Consider the following 18,944-nt stretch of genomic DNA (forward strand, 5'->3'; position numbering starts at 1 on the left):
GCCTCAAGCGTTTTTGATCGAAGGCCGCTTGTGCCTTTTTCGGTCGTGCATGAAGCATCTGCAGGCCAGGTTCCTAGAACAGCTGCCTGGGCAGCCAGGTGGCGATGCCGGGCATGGCCAGGATCAGCAGGAACAGCAGCAGCTGAATGGCGATGAAGGGCAGTACGCCGCGGTACATCACGCCGTAGCCGTAACCGGGCGGCGCGATGGACTTGAGGTAGAACACCGAGGGCGCCAGGGGCGGCGTCAGGTAGCAGGTCTGCACCACCACCATGAACATCACCGCGAACCACACCGGGTCGATGCCGGCGGCCTTTATCAGTGGCGTGAAGATCGGTACGAAGATCAGCACCAGGGAAATCCAGTCCAGCACCATGCCGGCGAAGAACACCATCACCATGAGGATGAGGATCAGCACATAAGGGCTGAAGTTCATCTCTTCCATGAACTCGCCGATCATCCAGCCACCACCGCTGGCCGCGAAGATGGCGGTGAACATGATGCCGCCGGCGACGATCAGCATGATCATCGAGGTGATCTTGATGGTCGCGACCAGGGCTTCGATCAGCCGGGTGATGCTCAGCTCCCTGAACCACACGGCCAGCAGCCCTGCGCCGAAGGCGCCCACGGCCGCCGACTCGGTCGGCGAAGCAATGCCGGCCAGCATGGAGCCGAGCACGGCGAAGATCAGCAGCAGCGGCGGGATCAGTGCGCTGATGGTGATCTTCAGCTTCTCGCCCAGCGGCGTGGCCTTCATTTCCGGCACGGCCGGCGCCAGCGAGGGTTTCAGCCAGCAGACGATGATGATGTAGAGCAGGAACATGCCCAGCATCAGCAGCCCCGGGAACAGGGTGGCGGCGAACAGCTGGCCGATCGACAGCTGGGCCATCGAGGCATACACGACGACGATCACCGACGGAGGAATGATCGCCCCCAGCGAACCGCCGCCGCAGATGGTGCCGGAGATCAGCGCGCGGTCGTATTTGTATTTGGACATGGCCGGAATGGCCATCATGCCGACCACGATTTCCACTGCGCCGACCACGCCGGAGCTGGCGGCGAAGATGCCGCACATCAGCATCGAGGAAATCGCCAGGCCGCCGGAAAAACCGCCGAGCCATAGCTGCAAGGCGCTGAACAGGCGCTGCGCCAGGCCGGTGCGTTCGAGGATCGCGCCCATCAGCACGAACAGCGGAATGGCCGAGAGGGCAAAGTTGGTCGAGGCCTGCAGCAGCGAGCCGTACATCTGCTGCAGGATGTTGTCGCCGAACAGCAGCATGCCGAACAGGAACGACACGCTGATCAGCGAGAAGGACACCGGAATGCCGAGGAAGATGAACAGGAACAGCAGGGCGAACATCAGCAGGGGTATGTATTCCATCATCGGTCAGTGTTCCTTGGTGCCGGGCTGCTTGCGGTTGCCGATGAACAGCACGGCATCGACGATGAGCTGGTAGGTCAGGCCCGCCAGGCCAACTGCCAACGCCAGGTAGAACGGCCACATGACCGGTGCCCAGGGGCTGACGTGCTCGACCTCGCCAGTGACGAAGGCGTGCCAGGCACGGCGACTGGCGATGAAGGCCAGGCCGCCGATGGTCGGCACCAGCACCAGCAGGTAGAAGGCGGCGTTGAGCCCGCGCTGTACGGCCGGCTTGAGCCGCGAGGAAAGGAAGTCGACACGCACATGGGTTTCTTCCTTAAGCGCATAGGCGCAGCCGAGCAGGAAGATACAGCCGTTGAGCATGTAGGAAATGTCGAAGGCCCAGAGTGTCGGGCTGTTGAGGGCATAGCGCGCGAACACTTCGTAGATCATCACCAGCACCATGATCAACGCCATGCTCGAGGCCACGGCGAGCAGTGCCTGCGCCGGCCAGTTGTACCATCTGTTTTTCATAACGCCTCCTGGAGCCGACCGCACGCAGGCGGTCGGCTCAACCGATCAGTGTCTGTAGAGATAGGAGGAATTGTTCGACCAGCGCTGCAGGTAGTCGCTGTAGTCCTTGAAGATGGCCTTGGCGTCGATGTCGTCGGCCTTGCGCGCTTCCAGCTTGTCGGCGATCAGCGTATTGCCGCGCTGGGCCAGGTCATCGGTGATGCTCTTGTCCAGCTCGATGATCTCGATACCCGCCTTGCGGTAGGTATCCATGGCCTTCATGTCGCTATCGAGGAAGTGGAAGTAGCTCTGCAGGGTGGTCAGCTTGGCCGCTGCTTCGAGCTTGGCGCGGGTCTTCTCGTCGATGGCGTTCCAGTTCTCTTCGGTCATGAAGAATTCCCAGACGAACGATGGCTGATGCACCCCGGGGGTGAGCAGGTAAGGCGCCACTTCATGGAAGCCCTCGGTCAGGTTGGCCCCCGGGGTGGCCCATTCCACGGCGTCCACGCCCTTGCGCTGCAGCAGGGTGTAGATCTCGCCCGGCGGCACCACGGTCGGTGACGCGCCGACCTGCTGGATGACCTCGGCCCAGGCACCGGCGGTGCGGAATTTCAGGCCCTTGAAGTCTTCGAGTTTCTCGATCTTCTTGTTGGCATGGGCCAGCACCTCGGTGCTGCCGACACCGACTACCAGGCTGTGCAGGCCCATGTTCTTGCGGCGGAATTCCTGCAGGTATTTCAGGCCGTTGCCCTCATACAGCCAGGTCAGGGTCTCTTCGCCGGACATGCCGCCCGGGTAGCCGGCGAACACGTTGTTCAGCGGATCCTGGTTGACCAGGTAGGTGGGCGTGGAATGGCCGGCCTTGAGCACGCCGTTCTGCACCGACTCATAGACCTGGAACGGCGGCACGATCACGCCGGCGCCGACCGGACGAATCTTCACCTCGCCATCGGTGAGCAGGGCGGCATTGCTGGCGAAACGCTTGAGGAAGTTGTCGAAGAAGAAGCTGCCTTCCGGCACTGAAGTCGGTACCGAGTAGCTGTAGCTGGCCGCCTGGGTGGTGGCGCAGCAAAGCGCCAGGCCGAGGGCGGCGAAAAGCTGAGTGGTCTTGTTGATCATCCTGTTCCCCTTGGTCTTTATGTGTTTGCCAGGTGCGCGGCTTGCGCATTTGTCAGGCAAGGCAGGTGAAGCCAAAGAGCGGGAGGGTGGCCTCCCGCATCCATGCAGCTGTAGCGGTTGTTACAGGCAGGCATCCGGCAGGTGCGGTCTTCGCCGCCGCGACCGGCGATGGCATCGCACCGCTTGATGCACTGCATCAGCTTGGCCGGATGCGCTGGAGGCACCCGGCCGAAGTACAGCGATCAGGCGTCGACCGACCAGTTGGCGTACCACTGGCGGAACAGCTGGTACTGGGTCTCGGCGTAGTTGCGCTGGGCGTCGCTGAGCACATCGGTTTCGTTGAAGTGCAGGGTGTATTCCTGGTCGCCGCCCAGCACCATCAGGTGCTTGTAGTAGAGAACCAGGTCGGTGCCTTCGTCGAAGGACGACAGCACGTTCAGCGCCTCGGACAGCTCCAGGGCGCGGCGGCGGGCAACGGCGTCGCCCTTGGCGGCCTGCTTGCTCAGTTCGACCAGTTGCAGCACTTCGCGCGGCAGGGCGTTGCCGATACCGGTGATGGCGCCGGTGGCACCGCAATTGACGAAGCCGTGCACCACCTGGGTATCGACGCCGGCCATGAGAATCACCTCGTCATCCTGCGAGGTGATGTGCTCGGCGGCATAGCGCATGTCGGCGGCGCCGCCGAATTCCTTGAAGCCGATCAGGTTGGCGTATTTGCGACGCAGCTTGAAGAACAGCTCGGCGCGGGTGGCGAAGCCGTAGTAGGGGCTGTTGTAGATCACCGCCGGCAGCTTCGGCGCCGCTTCGAGAATGGCGGCGAAGTGCGCTTCCTGGGCGGCTGGCGAAGCGCCACGGGACAAGACGCGTGGGATGACCATCAGGCCATGGGCGCCGACCTTGGCGGCGTGGGCGGCGTGGGACACCGCTTCGCGACTGTTCACCGCACCGGTGCCGACGATGGTCGGGATGCCGGCAGCGACCAGGCGCGCCACCCCTTCCTGGCGTTGGGCCTCGGTGAGCAACGGCCAGTCGCCCATGGAACCGCAGTAGACCACGGCGCTCATGCCGGCCTGGATCAGCTCGCGGCCCTTGCGCACCAGGGCGTCGAAGTCCGGCTGGCGCTCGGCGGTGCAGGGAGTCATCAGGGCGGGGATGGTGCCGGTGAAGATGTTGCTGCTCATGGTGTTGCCTCCTGGGCAGAATTAAAGTATTTCGTATACGAAAATAAGCGGCCGGATTGCGCCATTCATTTCCGCGATTTGGGCCTGAGCCCGGTTCACTGCGCCGGCGAACCGGCGGGTTTCAAATCGTCAAGACCTGTGCTGCAGGCCGTAGGGTGGATCGGGGCGCGTAGGTGAAGCGTCGGCTACGCGCCCCGATCCACCCTACGTATGCGAGCTATCAAAGTTTCAGTTCCACCGGCCAGGTGTCCGAAAGGCGGTAGCCCGTCGGCCAGGGGTCGCTCGGGTCGAGCAGGTGCTGGTGAGTGCCGGTGATCCACGCGCGGCCGGACAGGCAGGGGTAGATCGCCTGACGGCCGGCGACTTCGGTCAGCGAGTCGATGCGGCAATGGAACTCGGAGCCGATGATCGAACGGCCGATGAAGCGCTCGCCCACCGCCAACTGGCCCTTGGCATGCAGCACCGCCATGCGCGCCGAACAACCGGTGCCGCAGGGCGAACGGTCGATCTTGCCGGGGCGGATGACCACCGCATTGGCGCCTGTGGCGATGCCGTGCTCGTGCACCACCGGGGCGGCGATCTGGCAGAAGGAGATATGGCTCCAGTCCGGATTCAGTGGGTGAGTGAAACCCAACTGCTGGTTGGCGGCCTGGGTGATCTTCAGGCCAGTGGCGACCAGATCCGCCGCTTCGTCCGGGGCGATGGAGAAACCCAGCTTGTGTGCATCGACGATGACGAAGCTGTCGCCACCGTAGGCGGTATCGACCTGCAGCGAACCCAGGCCTTCCACCTCGATCCAGGCGTCGAGCTGGTCGGCGAAGGAGGGGACGTTCTTCACTTCGACCCGTTCGGCCTTGCCGTCACGACAATCGGCGACCACTTCCACCAGGCCGCCGGGTGCTTCCAGGGTCAGCCGGGTCTGCGGCTCGGTCATCGGCAGGATGCCGCTGTCGAGCAGCACGGTGGCCACGCACAGCGAGTTGGAGCCGGACATCGGCGGCACATCGGCGGGTTCCATGATGATCCAGCCCATCTGCGCTTTCGGATCCTTCGCCGGCACCAGCAGGTTGACGTGGCGGAACACCCCGCCGCGCGGTTCGTTGAGCACGAAGTGGCGCAGGAAATCATCCTGCGCGATCCAGCGCGACTGCTGCCACAGGGTCTCCCCGGGTGGTGGCGCGACACCGCCGACGATGACGTCGCCGACTTCACCTTCGGCATGGCAGCTGACCACATGGATGACTTTGCTCGAGCGCATTACCCGGCCCCTCTCTAAAAATCTTATAAATCCGTAGGATGGGTGTAACCCATCGGCTGTTGATGGGTTACACCTGCGCGGCCCGACCCATCCTACGGTTCGTTTGCGGCGCAGCGCTTAATGAACCGATTTGAGAAAGTCGGCGGTTTCCGGCTTCTGCGGGTTGCCGATCACCTGATCCGGGGTGCCGATCTCGTGCACCAGGCCGTTGCGGAAGAACGCCACGCGGTCGGACACGTCACGGGCGAAACGGATCTCGTGGGTCACCAGCACCATGGTCATGCCGTCTTCGGCGAGCATGCGCATGGTGTCCAGCACCTCGCCGACCAGTTGCGGGTCGAGGGCGCTGGTGGCCTCGTCGAACAGCATGTAGTCGGGGCTCATGGCCAGGGCGCGGGCGATGGCCATGCGCTGCTGCTGGCCACCGGAGAGCTTGCCGGGGAATACCTTGAGCTTGTCGGCCAGGCCGACATGGGTCAGTTGCTGCACGGCGATGGCCTCGGCTTCCTGCTTGCTCAGGCCGAGCACCTTGCGCGGCGCCAGCATGACGTTCTCCAGCACGGTCAGGTGCGGAAAGGCGTTCCACTGCTGGAAGACGATGCCGATCTTCTGCCGCAGCTTGTTGATATCGGTGCCCGGCGCATGCACTTCGGTACCGTCGACGCGGATGCTGCCGCTCTTGATCGACTCCAGGCCGTTGATGCACATCAGCAGGGTCGATTTGCCGGAGCCGGAGCCGCCGATGATCGACACCACCTCGCCCTTGTTCACGGTCAGGCTGACGCCCTTGATCACTTCGAGGTCGCCGAAGGATTTGTGTACGTTGTCGATCTCAATCATTTTCCTGCCACCTTCTTTCCAGACGGGCGCCCAGGCGAGCGACCACCAGGCTCATGACGTAGTAGATGAGGCCGGCGATGCACAGCACCAGCAGCGGCTCTTGAATGCGCGTGACGATGGTCTGCGAGGCGCGCAGCAGCTCGACGATGCCGATCCACATCACCAGCGCGGTGTCCTTCATCACGCTCAGCACCAGGTTCAACCAGCCGGGGAAGGCCACCCGCGTGGCCATCGGCAGGACGATGTAGCGCAGATCCTGCATATAGCTCAGGCCCAGGGAGCGGCTGGCGCGGCGCAGGGTGAACGGCACCGAGAGCACGCCGCTGCGCACGATCTCGGTGAAGTAGGCGGCGGCGTAGATGCCGAGCACGATGCAGCCCACGGCGAAGGCGCTGATGTCGATGCCGGCGATGCTCTTGAACGAGTTGAACAGCACGAACTGGATCAGCAGCGGCACGCTGCGGAACACGTCGAGCAGCCAGGCCAGCGGCAGGCTCGTGCGTGGCAGCAGGGCGCGTAGCAGGCCGAACAGCAGGCCGGCGAAGGAGCCCAGCAGGATGGCCCAGAAGGTCAGCTGCAGGGTGACCCAGGCGCCCTCGAGCAGAAAGAGGAAATCGTTCCAGGTGAAGCTGGTATCGAACATGGTGAGCGCTTCCTCAGTAACGGAACAGGCGCCAGGCCAGCAGCCGGGCTACCGCTACGATCGCCTTGGCGATCAGGTAATACAGCACCGCCGCGATGGCGAAGAACTCGAAGGTGCGGAAGGTCTTGACGTTGTAGTCCTGGGTCACCCCGGTGAGGTCGTTGTTGAGGCCGACGATCACCCCCAGGGAGGTCATCAGCACGGCCCAGACCATCTGGTTGGTCAGCGGGTAGAAGACGATGCGCAGCAACTGCGGCACGACGATCAGGCGGTAGGCCTGGAAGGCGCTCATGCCCAGCGAGCGGGCCGCGCGCACCTGGGTGTCGGGCACCGCCTTGAGGCCGCCGCGGAAGTTCTCCGCCAGGTAGCCGGCGTTGTTGAAGGTGATGCCGGCCAGCAGGGCGACCCAGGAGCTGACGTGCAGGCCCAGGGAGCCCAGGCCGAAATAGAGGATGTAGATCTGGAACAGCGACGGCGTGTTGCGGGCGATGGACACCCAGCCGTTGGCGAAGCCGCGGGCCAGTGGATTCTTCACTTCGCGCAGCACCGTCAGGGCCAGGGCGATGAGCACGCCGAAGATCATCGACAGGGCGGCTGTCTCGAAGGTCACCCAGGCCCCGGCGAGCATGTCCGGCAGAGCCCTGAACGCCTGGCGCCAATGGAAGGTGTAATCAAACATGCGTGGCGATCTCCACAAGGGAAGCAGGTTGCAGCCAGTCCGGCAGGCGGCTGCTGGCGTGGCCCGAGCAGGCGGCGTCGACGCACTCGGCCAGGCTGGCGAAGTGCACCGCACGGCCGACCAGCCCCGGCGCGTAATGGGCGTATTTGCCCGAATTGGTCATCAGCGTGCGGCAGCCGGTTGGTACCACCGGCTCGCCGAGCATGCACCAGCAGGTATCGGTCACCAGCGTCGCACCGAAGGCTTCCAGCACGGTGAGATAACCGGCCGCGCGGGCCTGCTCGAGAATCGCCCGGCCGCAGGTGATCACCAGGCTCACCTCGGCATGCTTGCTGCGGCCCTCGCAAAGCGCGGCCAGGCGAGCGAATTCGCTGAGCGAGAAATGCGGATTGCCAAGCGCGATCAGCCCTACCTCGGCTTCATCAGCGCTGTTGAGTTCGTCCCAGCTGCGACGCAGATCGGCGAGGGTGACCCGCTCGGTGGGCGCCGATTCGGCGCTGTGGATAACTTTCTCCGGGTGCTTGGCTTCCGGGGTCACCCCGGCGATATGGAACAGCGGTGCTGCCGAGCTGGTGGCGAATGCGGCGCCAAAGGCCTTGAGATCGTCCAGGCTCGGCTCGGCCTGCTCCAGCCCGCGCACCAGTGGAATATGACTGCCGCAGAGCAGGCCGACGTGGTAGCCGAGCAGCGGGTAGAAGGCATCGTCCAGCCCGGCGAGCGCCGGCAGCTCGACCTGCAGGCTGGCCAGACGCTGTTCGTCGAGGTGACAGCCGACCCTGGGCGCGCGGCCGGTGAGGGCGATGCAGATATCCAGGTAGTCCGGGTATTTCAGGGTGCGCGCGCCGAGCACGCTATTGGCGTAGACCACCGCATTGGATTCGGCCCAGACGATCTGCTCGCCCTCGACTGGCGCGCTGTCCAGCAGGTAGGGCGCGCAGGTGAAACTGAGCTGCGCACCCATGGCCATATAGGCATCGCCAAGCGCGCTGGCCGGTTCGCCGAATGCGGCATCAATGCCCAGGGCACGCCAGCGGCGCTGATCCACGGAAATCGAGTTGAGGGTGGTCGGTACCCGTACCTTGGCGCCCCAGGCCACCAACTGTTCGGCGAAGCGCAGGCTGGCCGGGCCGGTGTAGATGCAGCCGTCGATATGCGCCTGGCTGACATCCAGCAACTCGCGGGCACCCTGCAGCTCGGCCATGCGCAGCACCAGTTGCATGGCGATCTGCGCGGCCTTGCCATGAGCGCCATCGAGCAGGGCTCGGTCACCTTCATTGAGGTGCAACGCGGTACTGAACGGTCGTTGTTCGCGTAGCGACGCCACCGTAGTCGGTCGGGCATCGGCAGGACGTTGTGGATAAAGTGTCAGGCGCTCGCCCTCCAGGCGCGCATAGGCCTGGCCGCGCAGGCGGGAGAAGGCGTCGTGGCCGATGCTCAATACGGCGATAGAGCGCTGGAACAGCAGCTCGGCCACCAGTACGCCAAGGGTCAGAATCTCATCGGCCTCGGCCAGCACCAGAGCGGTCGGTGCGTGCTCGCCGCTGAGCAGCTCCATCATCACGCTGCTGCCGGTGCAGGAGCCGCGACCGCTGGGAATCGCCAGCACGCGGCCGGCGAGGTTCTGTCCGCTCAGCGGGTGATGACGGTCGATCACCTCGCCAGTGAACGGATCGACGCCGCCCCAGAAGCTCAGGCCCATCTCGGCGAACAGCAACTCACCCTCGGCGCAGCCGGCGACCAGGCTGCGGCCCTGGAGGGCGCAGGCGTCGGGGCTGAGCGAGGTGGGTTCCACGGCTGCTGGCATCGATGAGCTCCAGATAGGAATAAGGTCGAGCGTTGTTCCGGTTGGGTGTTGCCGACGTAGGGTGGGTTAGCGGCGCTATGCCTCGCAATCTCAGACGCCGTTCCCTCGGCGCGTCGCGTAACCCACCAGGCGATAGTCGGCGTTGCGACCATGGTGGGTTACGGCGCCGCGGGAAATCGCACTCGGTATGCGGCCTGAAACAGGCGCCTAACCCACCCTACATGGCGGTCAAATCAGTAATACACGCCCGGTACGGTCAGGTTGGCCGGTTTGATGTCGTCGCCGACCCACTTCTTCCACAGCTCTTCGTAGCGGCCGCTGCGTACCTGCTGGTTGACGAACAGGTTGAGATAATTGATCAGACCGTATTCGTCGCGCTTGGCCGCCAGGGACACGTAGTCGACGACATAGGGTGCGTCACCGACCACTTTCAGGCCCTTGTACTTGCCGGACTGGAGGGTGGCGGCGGCGACCGTGTTGGTCACCACGGTGGCGGCGATATGACCCTGGGCGACGGCGAGGATGGTGTCGTTCTGCGACTGGTAGGCGCGGAAGCTGCCGCCACCCCAGGCCTTGACGTCCTTCTCCAGGGCGATGGCCTCGTAGGTACCGCTGGTGTTGCCCACCGGCTTGCCCTTGAGGTCTTCGTAGCCGTTGATGCCGGTATCTTCGCGGGTCAGCACGACCATCTGGAAGGCGAAGTAGGGCACGGTCATGCCCACGGTCTTGGCGCGCTCCAGGGTGTCCGAGGTGGAGGCGACGATCACGTCGGCGCGACCGGATACCAGGGCCGGGATACGATCGGGGAAGGGCGTCTCGACCACTTCGGCATCGACGCCGAGGACTTTCGCCAGGTCGTTGCAATAGTCGACGTCGAAGCCGATCGGCTGGTTCTTGTCGTCACGCGAGCCCATCGGCGGGAAGTCCAGGGTCACGGCGCAGCGCAGCTTGCCGGACTCGATGATCGAGTCGAGTTTGTCGGCGTGGACGGTGCCGATCAGGGTGCTGCTGAGTACTGCGCTGAGGGCTACGGCAAAAGCGGGGTTTTTCATAGGGGCCTCGAAAGTGTGCAGACAAAAACGTTATAGGAGATTTCGTATACGATATTTCATATGCAACGGCTGTGCCTGTTCTACGACCTGCCGCTGCAGGCCCCATGAGCCATGGGTCGAGCGGGGGAGAGGGGAAAAGCTGGCCGACGTTACCGGAGGCGCGGTGTTACATATGGGAGCGATGCATCTCCCATGGCGCCCCATTTGGGAACACCGCTGGTTAGGGTCTGTTGACGTTTCACGCACGGCTCGCGTTGAAACGTCAACAGACCCTAGCAACCCTTGTGCGAGTCGCGAAACTGGCTGGGCGTCAGCCCGGTAAGCGCACGAAACTGTCGGCTGAAGGCACTGTGGTCGGTGTAGCCGCAGCGCAGAGCGATCTCGGTGATCGGCAGGGTTTGCAGCAGCAGGCGGCTGGCTTCGCCAAGGCGCGCCTTGTGAATCATCTGCCGCGGGGTGAGCTGGAAGATGCGTTTGCAGTGGCGTTCCAGTTGAGCCACCGACAAGCCTGCCAGTTCGGTGAGTTCGGCCAGGCTGATCGGCCGGGCGAAGTGCTCGCGGATATGCGCATCCACCGCCGCCAGTTTCGGATAGGCGGGGTGGCTGGATTGTGGCAACTGCACATCGCGGGAAATGCCGGCCAAACCGATGATCTCGCCCACCTGATTGCGCAGCGCCAGTTTGTGGGTCAGGCACCAGACGGGCTGGTTGCCGTAATAGAGGTGCAGTTCCAGTTGGTCGGCGAGTTGGCTGCCGTCCTTGAGTACCCGACGATCCTGCGCCGTATAGGAGGGGCCGAAGCTGGCCGGGAACACCTGTTCGGCGGTCATCCCAAGCAGTTTGCCCTTGCTCTTGAAGCCCAGTCGCTGTGCCAGGGTCTGGTTGACCAGGGCGTATCGGGTCTGCGTGTCCTTGATGAAAAACACCACCTCGGGCATGGCATCGAGCAGCGGCTCGATCTGCCGGAGGCTGCTGATCAAAGTCGGCAGGTCGTGGTGGGGCGCGATGGGCAACAGGCTTTGCATGATGTCTGCGAGCTGGTCAGGAACCGCTGAGCCTAGCGTGTCGACCGCCGCCAGGAAAATGTACCGTCTGGTTAATTTCTGCGTGCGACGTGAATCTTTTCGGTGCACACTTGCAAGTCATACCAATTATTACAAACAGCACCGCCGACTATCCTCAGATAACGGCGTCGATGCTGCGTTTTCGTGCTTCTGAAAAATGGGATTGAACGATGAAGAATGGTAAAGGTGCCTCACGCGGCACACGTGCACTATTGCTGATCGTCGGCGTCTTGGTCGCCCTGGTCGGTCTTGCCTTGCTTGGCGGCGGTGGTTATCTGGCCAGCCTCGGTGGCAGTTGGTACTTCCTGATCATGGGTCTGGCCGTAGTCGTCAGCGGCGCACTGATCGCCGCACGCAAGCCCGCGGGCGCCTGGCTGTTCGCCGTGGCCCTGCTCGGCACCCTGGCGTGGGCACTGGCCGATGTCGGCCTGGTGTTCTGGCCGCTGTTCTCGCGCCTGTTCACCTTTGGCGCAATCGCCCTGGTCGTCGCGCTGATCTACCCAACCCTCAAGAAGGCCGCAGGTGGCCACGGTGGGCGGGGCGCCTACGCGCTGGCGGGCATTCTGGGCGTGGCGCTGATCGCCGGCTTCAGCGGCACTTTCGTGGCACACCCCACGGTGGCGGCAACGGGCGATGGCCCGGCTGTGACGCCGATCGACCCGGCCCAGGCTCAGAAGAACTGGGAGCACTACGGCAATACCGCGGGCGGTAGCCGCTTCGCCGCGCTGGATCAGATCACCCGCGCCAACGTGAAGGATCTGCAGGTCGCCTGGACGTACCACACGGGCGACGTGGCGGAGAGCGACGGTAACGGTGCCGAGGATCAGCTCACCCCGTTGCAGGTGGGTGACAAGGTTTTCCTGTGCACGCCGCACAACAACATCATCGCCCTCAATGCCGATACCGGCCGCGAGCTGTGGCGCAACGATATCAACGCCCAGTCTTCGGTGTGGCAGCGTTGCCGTGGCCTGGCCTACTTCGATGCTGACGCACCGCTGCAGCAACCCAGTGCGGCGGGCGCCGCCCCGGTGCCGAGCGTGGCGCTGGCCGAAGGCGCCAACTGTCGTCGCCGTGTGTTGACCAATACCATCGATGCCCGCCTGATCGCGGTCGACGCCGATACCGGCGAGCTGTGCCAGGGCTTCGGTGACAACGGCCAGGTCGACCTCAAGGCCGGCCTGGGCGACGCGCCCGATCCCTTCTACCAGCTCACCTCGCCGCCGCTGCTGGCCGGCACCACCGTGGTGGTCGGTGGACGCGTGGCCGATAACGTGCAGACCGACATGCCGGGTGGTGTGATCCGTGGCTTCGATGTTGCCACCGGTGCCATGCGCTGGGCGTTCGACCCGGGTAACCCCGAAGAGCGCCAGGCCCCGACCGATGGCCGGAGCTACGTGCGCAGCACGCCGAATTCGTGGGCACCGATGTCTTACGACCCGGCGATGAACACCGTATTCCTGCCCATGGGCAGTTCGTCCACTGATCTTTACGGTGCCGAACGTACCGCGCTGAACCACAAGTACGGCGCCTCCATTCTGGCGCTGGACGCCACCACCGGCGCGGAGAAATGGGTCTACCAGACGGTGCACAACGACCTCTGGGATTTCGATCTGCCGATGCAGCCAAGCCTGATCGACTTCCCCAAGGCGGACGGCAGCAAGGTGCCTGCCGTGGTGATCGGCACCAAGGCCGGGCAGATCTTCGTGCTCGACCGCGCCACCGGCCAGCCGCTGACCGAGGTCAAAGACGTACCGGTCAAGGCCGCTGACATCAAGAGTGAGCAATATTCGCTCAAGCAGCCGCTGTCGGTGGGCATGCCGCAGATCGGTGCTCAGCAGCTGACCGAGTCGGATATGTGGGGTGCCACGCCCTTCGACCAGATGCTCTGCCGTATCGCCTTCAAGCAGATGCGCTACGAAGGCTTGTACACCGCGCCAGGCACCGATGTGTCGCTGAGCTTCCCAGGCTCCCTGGGCGGGATGAACTGGGGCGGCCTGTCCACCGATCCGGTCAACGACTATATCTTCGTCAACGACATGCGTCTGGGCCTGTGGGTGCAGATGATCCCGGCGACCAACCAGGGCGCGGCCTCCTCGGGTGGCGAAGCCGTCAACACCGGCATGGGCGCAGTACCGCTCAAGGGCACCCCTTACGCGGTCAACAAGAACCGCTTCCTGTCGCTGGCGGGCATTCCCTGCCAGGCGCCGCCGTTCGGCACGCTGACCGCCATCGATATGAAAACCCGGAAAATCGCCTGGCAGGTGCCAGTCGGCACGGTTGAAGATACCGGCCCGCTGGGCATCAAGATGCGCCTGCCGATGCCAGTTGGCATGCCGACACTGGGCGGCTCCCTGGCCACTCAGTCCGGCCTGGTGTTTTTCGCCGGCACCCAGGACTACTACCTGCGTGCCTTCGACAGCGGTACCGGCAAGGAGGTCTGGAAACAGCGCCTGCCTGTGGGCAGCCAGGGCACGCCGATGACCTACGTGTCGCCGAAGACCGGCAAGCAGTTCATCGTGGTGACCGCGGGTGGCGCCCGCCAGTCGCCGGATCGTGGTGATTACGTGATTGCCTACGCGCTGCCGTAAATTCACCTGCGCCGTGGCCGAGGCCGCATCGCCCGAAAGGGGATGCGGCCTTTTTCGTGTCTGCGATTCGGTTGTGGTGATTCAGCGGGAGCCGCTGTGTGGCCACCAATCGCTACGGAGCGTGTGACCCCGTCGAAACCTGTAGGCGCTCGCTTGCGAGCGATGCGACGTTTGCCGTTCTGAAAATTTGCGATATGGCTGCCAATCGCCGGCAAGCCGGCTCCTATGGGATCCGCACCTGTAGTAGCGGGCGATGCGGTTTCACGATGAGCCACAGCCAGCGCATATTTGGCTGGGGAGGCCAGGATCTATGGGCACGCTGCAGCGTTGGCTGTTGCCATGGGAGCGAGGGGAGGGAGATGAGGCTGAATGCCAGAAAGCAGAAAGGGGAGCCGAAGCTCCCCCAAATCTTGTTTGAATCGTCGTTCTTATTAGTGCTACCGGCCTTTTGTTCTTGTTTTAGCCGCGGCCTCCAAAGGAGGCCAAGAGCGAACGGATTTGTTTGGACGCTGATGTTGCCGTGATCCTAAGATCCAACCCGTCTGTCGCTGCCTTACAAAGCAGTTTTATTGTTCTCGACCCGGTTGCGGTACAAGTCCGAGGGCGGTCCTCTCCAAAGAAATCAGTTAGCTGCGTCTCTGCGATTTTGTCTTTCTTATGCTAGAGCCGTTGTCTTGTTCTTGTTATCAGATGTGTCTTGTTATTTTTGTTGTGCGGAACATAGAGCATATCCTGTGCCAATTTTAGAATATCTATATTTTTCAATGACTTAGTATTTTAATGATTTTGTGATGTCCGCTTTGACCGTGAAAAGCGTTACCGCACTACCCGGTTTTGTTACCGTTTGATTGTGATTGGAACACTTTGTCATAAATGAGAGGCATTACCGTCATGGAGTGCTCTGGGAAGCGCTTTCCAGCTGCACCAGGGTGTCGATACGGGCCGGCACGAAGGGTGGGCGGGGGGCCGCGGGCTGCCAGTCGAACAGATACTGCGTGGCCCCACCGCATATCCGACCCTGGCAGGCTCCCATGCCGCAGCGGGTCGCCAGCTTCGCTTCGCGCCAGTTGGCGTGAGTGGCCACGGCGGCGTAGGACACGTCCTCGCAACGACACAGCAGGGTGTCCGGCTCGGGCAGGTGCTTGAGGGAAGGATCGAGGGCGAATTGCCTGTTCAGCGCATCGGCAAAGCGCTGCCAGCGCTTGCGCTCGGCCCACAGGCGTTGCGCAGCCTCGCGGTTACCCGCTGCGACATGCCCGGCGATGCTGCCTTCGACCAGGGCCAGCTCACTGCCACCGAAACCGGTGCATTCTCCAGCGGCGTAGATACCCGCCACATCGGTCGCCTGCCAGGCATCCACCTTGATGGCGTTGTTACTCAACGTGCAGCCCAGGGCTTGCCCCAACTGCACATTGGGGATCAGGCCGAAGCCGCAGGCCAGGCGCTCGCATTGCAGCTCTTCGACCTTGCCACCTCGCTGCAGACGTACGCCTTCCAGGCGATCCTGACCCAAGGCGGCGACTATCCGGGTGGCGGTGCGGTAACCGCGGTCGAACAGGCTGAAAGACTGCAGCAGCTTGTGCGGCCAGCGCGGCAGCCGCATGGCGAAGGATACGACTGCGCCCAGCGATGCCTGTTCAGCAATGCGTAACACCTGGGCACCATTGTGTTTCGCCGTGTCCGCGCTGGCCAGCAACAGCGGGCCACTGCCGGCGATAACGATGCGTTCGCCCGTTACCGGCAAACCGCCCTTGATCAGTGCCTGCAGGCCGCCGGCACCGGTAACGCCGGGCAACGTCCAGCCGGGAAACGGCAGCAACAACTCGCGTGCGCCGGTACACAGAATCAGCTTGCTGTAAGCGATTGTCCGGCCGCGCTCGGGATCTTCCACCAGCAATGCGTTGCTGCCGGATCTCGCTACCACGCGGGTGGCGGCATAGCGCTGAATATTGTCGTGCGCTTCCACGGCGTCGCGCAGGCGGCGGGCTTGTGCAGGGATTTTGGCCTGGACGCCATCGCGCCAGATCTGCCCGCCGGGCAGTGGGTTGTCGTCGAGCAGTACGACTTTTGCGCCATCCTTGGCAGCAGCCAATGCTGCCGACAGGCCGGCGGGGCCAGCGCCGATGATCAGTACCTCGGTCTGTTCGCTCATGGATGAGTTTCCACCTGCATGCCATCTTGGCACAGGGTCTGGCAGGCCAGGCGACGCAGGCCGTCGATGGTCACCCGGCATTCCTGGCAGATGCCCATGCCGCACAGCGGCGCACGACGCTGGCCGCTGACCGAGGTGCGGGCGCTGCCGTCACTGCCCAGAGCCAGCGCGGCGGCGACCGTGGTACCTGGTGCCACGCTGAGCGGGCGACCGTCGAGATGCAGATCAGGCATGCACGGCTTCTCCGAGGTAACGCCGGGGTGAATAAGCTGCCGCGGGGATCGGTTCGGCCTCGTTGAACAGCAGCGCGCCGAGCAGGTCGGCCGTACCCGGTGCGGCGGTCACACCCAGACCTTCGTGGCCGACTGCGAGCCACAGGCCAGGTTGCGCGGGATGCTCGCCAATCAGCGGCATGCCGTCCGGTGTGGCGGCACGAAAACCGGCCCAGGCGCGGATACCGTTGAGTTGCGCCAGACCCGGGGCATAGCTCATGGCATGCTTGAGCATGCGTGCCAGCAACCAGCCGTCGACCTCGGGATCCAGGGTATCGAACTGTCTTGAGGTGCCGATGAACAACTGGCCGGTTGGCCGTGGCTGGATGTTGCAGGCCACCGAGGCGCCGCTGGTGTTGTGCACGCTGGTCAGGTAACTCAGCTCGGTGATGGTGTGGCTGACCGGATGCGGATAGCGGTCGGTGATCAGCAGGTGGCCTTTCTTCGGCGCGATGGGCAGTTCCGGGCACAATTCCACCGCCTGGATGCCGTTGGCGAGCACCACCGCATCGGCGTTCAGCCACTGGCCGTCGTCGAGGCGCACGCGGTTGCCCTCCAGCTCCGTGACCCGTGCGCGGCGCTGCGTGATACGCGAGTCGTCGAGCAGCCAGCGGGCCGTGTTCGGTGCGTAGAGGATGCCGTCATCCGGCAGGCGCAGAGCGCCGTGCAGCCCATCACGCAGAATCGGTTCCATCCGCTGCAGCCCGTGGCCGGGCACCATCTCGCAGCGGATACCTTCGGCACGCAGGTTGACGCTCTTGGCTTCCGCCGCTGCCAGCTCCTGTTCGTTGGCGGCCAGCCACAGCGTGCCGTTGTTGCGGTAGGCGCAGTCGTCCGGCAACTGTGGGCCAAGCTCACGCCAGCGGCGTACCGAGTAGCGGCTGATATCGAGCTCGGCCTGGTTGTCGTCGAGTACCAGCAGGTGACCCATGCCGGCTGCAGTGGCACCGTGCAGGCCGGCGTCGATCACCAGCACCTGCTGGCCGCGCCCGGCCAGTTCGCGGGCGCAGGCGGCGCCGATGATGCCGGCGCCGATAACGATCACATCCGCCACCCGCGTTGGGGTCACGGGCGGATGCCCCAGGCGAACGGGTCGTCCTGCTCCAGCAGCAAGGTGGCTTCGGCGCTGATATTGGCGCGCCCGCGGATGGTCGGAATCACCTTGTCACCCTGCCATTCGAACGAGCCGTCGAAAACGCTGCCGATCACGCTGGCCTGTCGCCAGATCTCGCCGGGCTGCAGCTTGCCGTCGGCAGCCAGGCAGGCCAGCTTGGCGCTGGTGCCGGTACCGCACGGGGAGCGGTCGTAGGCCTTGCCGGGGCACAGCACGAAGTTTCGACTGTCCGCTTCATCGTCGTCTGCAAACAGCTCGATATGATCGATCAGGCCGCCGTCCTCGCCACGAATGCCCTGATCTTCCAGCGCCTTCTGCACGGCGTAGGTATAGGCGGTAAGGGTTTCGACATTGTTGCCTGCGATGCGCTGGCCGTGCTCGGCGATCAGAAAGAACCAGTTACCGCCCCAGGCGATGTCGCCTACTACCGAGCCATGTCCCGGCACCTGCAGTTCGACGGCCTGGCGGTAACGGTAGGACGGCACGTTGCGCACGCTGACCGAGCGATCCTCGTGCAGGGTCGCCTCGACCGTGCCCACCGGCGTTTCGATCTTGTGTACGCCAGCGCCGATGCGACCCATGTGTGCCAATGACACCACCAGGCCGATGGTGCCGTGCCCGCACATGCCGAGGTAACCGGTGTTGTTGAAGAAGATCACACCGGCACAGGCGCCGGGGTCGACAGGCTCGCAGAGCAGGGCACCGACCAGTACGTCGCTGCCACGCGGTTCGAGGATGCAGGCACTGCGCCAGTCATCATGCTCGCTTGCCAGACGCTGTCGGCGCTCGGCCATACTGCCGTTGCCCAGCTCAGGAAAACCACTGACGACCAGTCGGGTCGGCTCACCGCCAGTGTGGGAGTCGATAACCTCGATGCGTTTCATGGGGCTGCGCCTATATGCCGTTTGGATGGCTACAGAGTGCCGCGACGCCGGGCCGCCCGGCTTGAAGGATTTGCACTGGCGCGATGACGAAATCAGCATAGCATCCAAGGTTGCGGCTTGGCGCTTGTCGATGATCTGCTGCGCCTCGCCAGAAGGATTCCATGAGCGACCGCAGCAAGGGGCGGACATTCGATTTGGTGGGCTTCATGACGTAGATACCGTCTTAACCTTCACCTCGCAATAGCGAGTTGCGGGTTAAAGGGTTGGCCGGATTTGAGCACCCCGTAAGCGATGCATAGCAGCTTGCGCATGGCCGCGCAGACGATCTGTTTGCCGGTCTTGCCTTTTGCTCGCAGTCGCTCGGCCATTGCCCGGATCGCTGAATTGTAAGTCAGGGAGGTAACCGCCGGCAGGTAAAGTC

The 18,944-nt window shown here is 63.8% G+C and carries 16 protein-coding genes and 1 pseudogene; 1 reads left to right on the forward strand and 16 read right to left on the reverse strand.

Annotated features, from left to right (window positions below):
• Positions 1-73: 73 nt before the first annotated feature.
• From DNK06_RS07740 to DNK06_RS07790, 11 genes are all read right to left on the reverse strand, one after another.
• Positions 74-1,381, reverse strand: a complete 1,308-nt coding sequence (locus DNK06_RS07740; protein ID WP_207390074.1) for a TRAP transporter large permease — start codon at positions 1,379-1,381, stop codon at positions 74-76.
• A gap of 6 nt (positions 1,382-1,387) precedes the next feature.
• Positions 1,388-1,894: a TRAP transporter small permease subunit gene (locus tag DNK06_RS07745; RefSeq protein WP_131179452.1), complete on the reverse strand. Its 507-nt coding sequence runs from the start codon at positions 1,892-1,894 to the stop codon at positions 1,388-1,390.
• A 45-nt stretch (positions 1,895-1,939) separates the two neighbouring features.
• Positions 1,940-2,992 (reverse strand): TRAP transporter substrate-binding protein DctP, encoded by a 1,053-nt coding sequence (dctP, locus tag DNK06_RS07750; protein WP_131179453.1) that lies wholly within the window; start codon positions 2,990-2,992, stop codon positions 1,940-1,942.
• 242 nt (positions 2,993-3,234) lie between these two features.
• Positions 3,235-4,173, reverse strand: coding sequence for a dihydrodipicolinate synthase family protein (locus DNK06_RS07755; RefSeq protein ID WP_131177026.1), 939 nt, complete (start codon positions 4,171-4,173; stop codon positions 3,235-3,237).
• Between the two features lie 220 nt (positions 4,174-4,393).
• On the reverse strand, positions 4,394-5,431 hold the full coding sequence (locus tag DNK06_RS07760) for a trans-3-hydroxy-L-proline dehydratase (RefSeq protein WP_131179454.1): 1,038 nt from the start codon (positions 5,429-5,431) through the stop codon (positions 4,394-4,396).
• Positions 5,432-5,548: 117 nt separating this feature from the next.
• The gene (locus DNK06_RS07765) at positions 5,549-6,271 is read right to left on the reverse strand and encodes an amino acid ABC transporter ATP-binding protein (RefSeq protein ID WP_131177028.1); all 723 of its coding nucleotides are present in this window, start codon (positions 6,269-6,271) and stop codon (positions 5,549-5,551) included.
• A complete protein-coding gene (locus DNK06_RS07770) occupies positions 6,264-6,914 on the reverse strand; it encodes an amino acid ABC transporter permease (RefSeq protein ID WP_131177029.1) in 651 nt (216 codons plus the stop codon). The genes DNK06_RS07765 and DNK06_RS07770 overlap by 8 nt, the downstream gene beginning before the upstream one ends.
• 13 nt (positions 6,915-6,927) lie before the next feature.
• Positions 6,928-7,593 (reverse strand): amino acid ABC transporter permease, encoded by a 666-nt coding sequence (locus tag DNK06_RS07775; RefSeq protein WP_131177030.1) that lies wholly within the window; start codon positions 7,591-7,593, stop codon positions 6,928-6,930.
• Positions 7,586-9,397, reverse strand: a complete 1,812-nt coding sequence (gene lhpI / locus DNK06_RS07780) for a cis-3-hydroxy-L-proline dehydratase (RefSeq protein WP_131179455.1) — start codon at positions 9,395-9,397, stop codon at positions 7,586-7,588. Before lhpI ends, DNK06_RS07775 begins: the two co-directional genes overlap by 8 nt.
• Positions 9,398-9,630: 233 nt before the next feature.
• On the reverse strand, positions 9,631-10,449 hold the full coding sequence (locus tag DNK06_RS07785; RefSeq protein WP_131179456.1) for an ABC transporter substrate-binding protein: 819 nt from the start codon (positions 10,447-10,449) through the stop codon (positions 9,631-9,633).
• 272 nt (positions 10,450-10,721) lie between these two features.
• Positions 10,722-11,474, reverse strand: a complete 753-nt coding sequence (locus DNK06_RS07790; RefSeq protein WP_131179457.1) for an AraC family transcriptional regulator — start codon at positions 11,472-11,474, stop codon at positions 10,722-10,724.
• Between the two features lie 209 nt (positions 11,475-11,683).
• On the opposite strand from DNK06_RS07790, the gene DNK06_RS07795 reads away from it, so the two are divergent.
• A complete protein-coding gene (locus DNK06_RS07795; protein WP_131179458.1) occupies positions 11,684-14,101 on the forward strand; it encodes a glucose/quinate/shikimate family membrane-bound PQQ-dependent dehydrogenase in 2,418 nt (805 codons plus the stop codon).
• Between the two features lie 889 nt (positions 14,102-14,990).
• Here the strand turns inward: DNK06_RS07795 and DNK06_RS07800 are convergent.
• The 5 genes and pseudogenes from DNK06_RS07800 to DNK06_RS07820 all read right to left on the reverse strand — a co-directional run.
• Complete coding sequence (locus DNK06_RS07800; RefSeq protein ID WP_131179459.1) at positions 14,991-16,253, reverse strand: NAD(P)/FAD-dependent oxidoreductase; 1,263 nt, start codon at positions 16,251-16,253, stop codon at positions 14,991-14,993.
• On the reverse strand, positions 16,250-16,486 hold the full coding sequence (locus DNK06_RS07805; RefSeq protein WP_131179460.1) for a (2Fe-2S)-binding protein: 237 nt from the start codon (positions 16,484-16,486) through the stop codon (positions 16,250-16,252). The genes DNK06_RS07800 and DNK06_RS07805 overlap by 4 nt, the downstream gene beginning before the upstream one ends.
• Entirely contained in the window at positions 16,479-17,594 is a 1,116-nt protein-coding gene (locus DNK06_RS07810) for an NAD(P)/FAD-dependent oxidoreductase (RefSeq protein WP_131179461.1), read from the reverse strand. Before DNK06_RS07810 ends, DNK06_RS07805 begins: the two co-directional genes overlap by 8 nt.
• Positions 17,591-18,523 carry a 4-hydroxyproline epimerase gene (locus DNK06_RS07815; RefSeq protein WP_131179462.1) on the reverse strand — a complete coding sequence of 311 codons (933 nt, stop codon included), beginning with the start codon at positions 18,521-18,523 and terminating at the stop codon, positions 17,591-17,593. The genes DNK06_RS07810 and DNK06_RS07815 overlap by 4 nt, the downstream gene beginning before the upstream one ends.
• 230 nt (positions 18,524-18,753) lie before the next feature.
• Positions 18,754-18,944, reverse strand: a pseudogene (locus DNK06_RS07820) (IS110 family transposase); the annotation flags it as partial.

This window comes from Phytopseudomonas daroniae (assembly GCF_004327285.1).
In the GTDB taxonomy this organism is placed as follows: Bacteria; Pseudomonadota; Gammaproteobacteria; order Pseudomonadales; family Pseudomonadaceae; genus Aquipseudomonas; species Aquipseudomonas daroniae.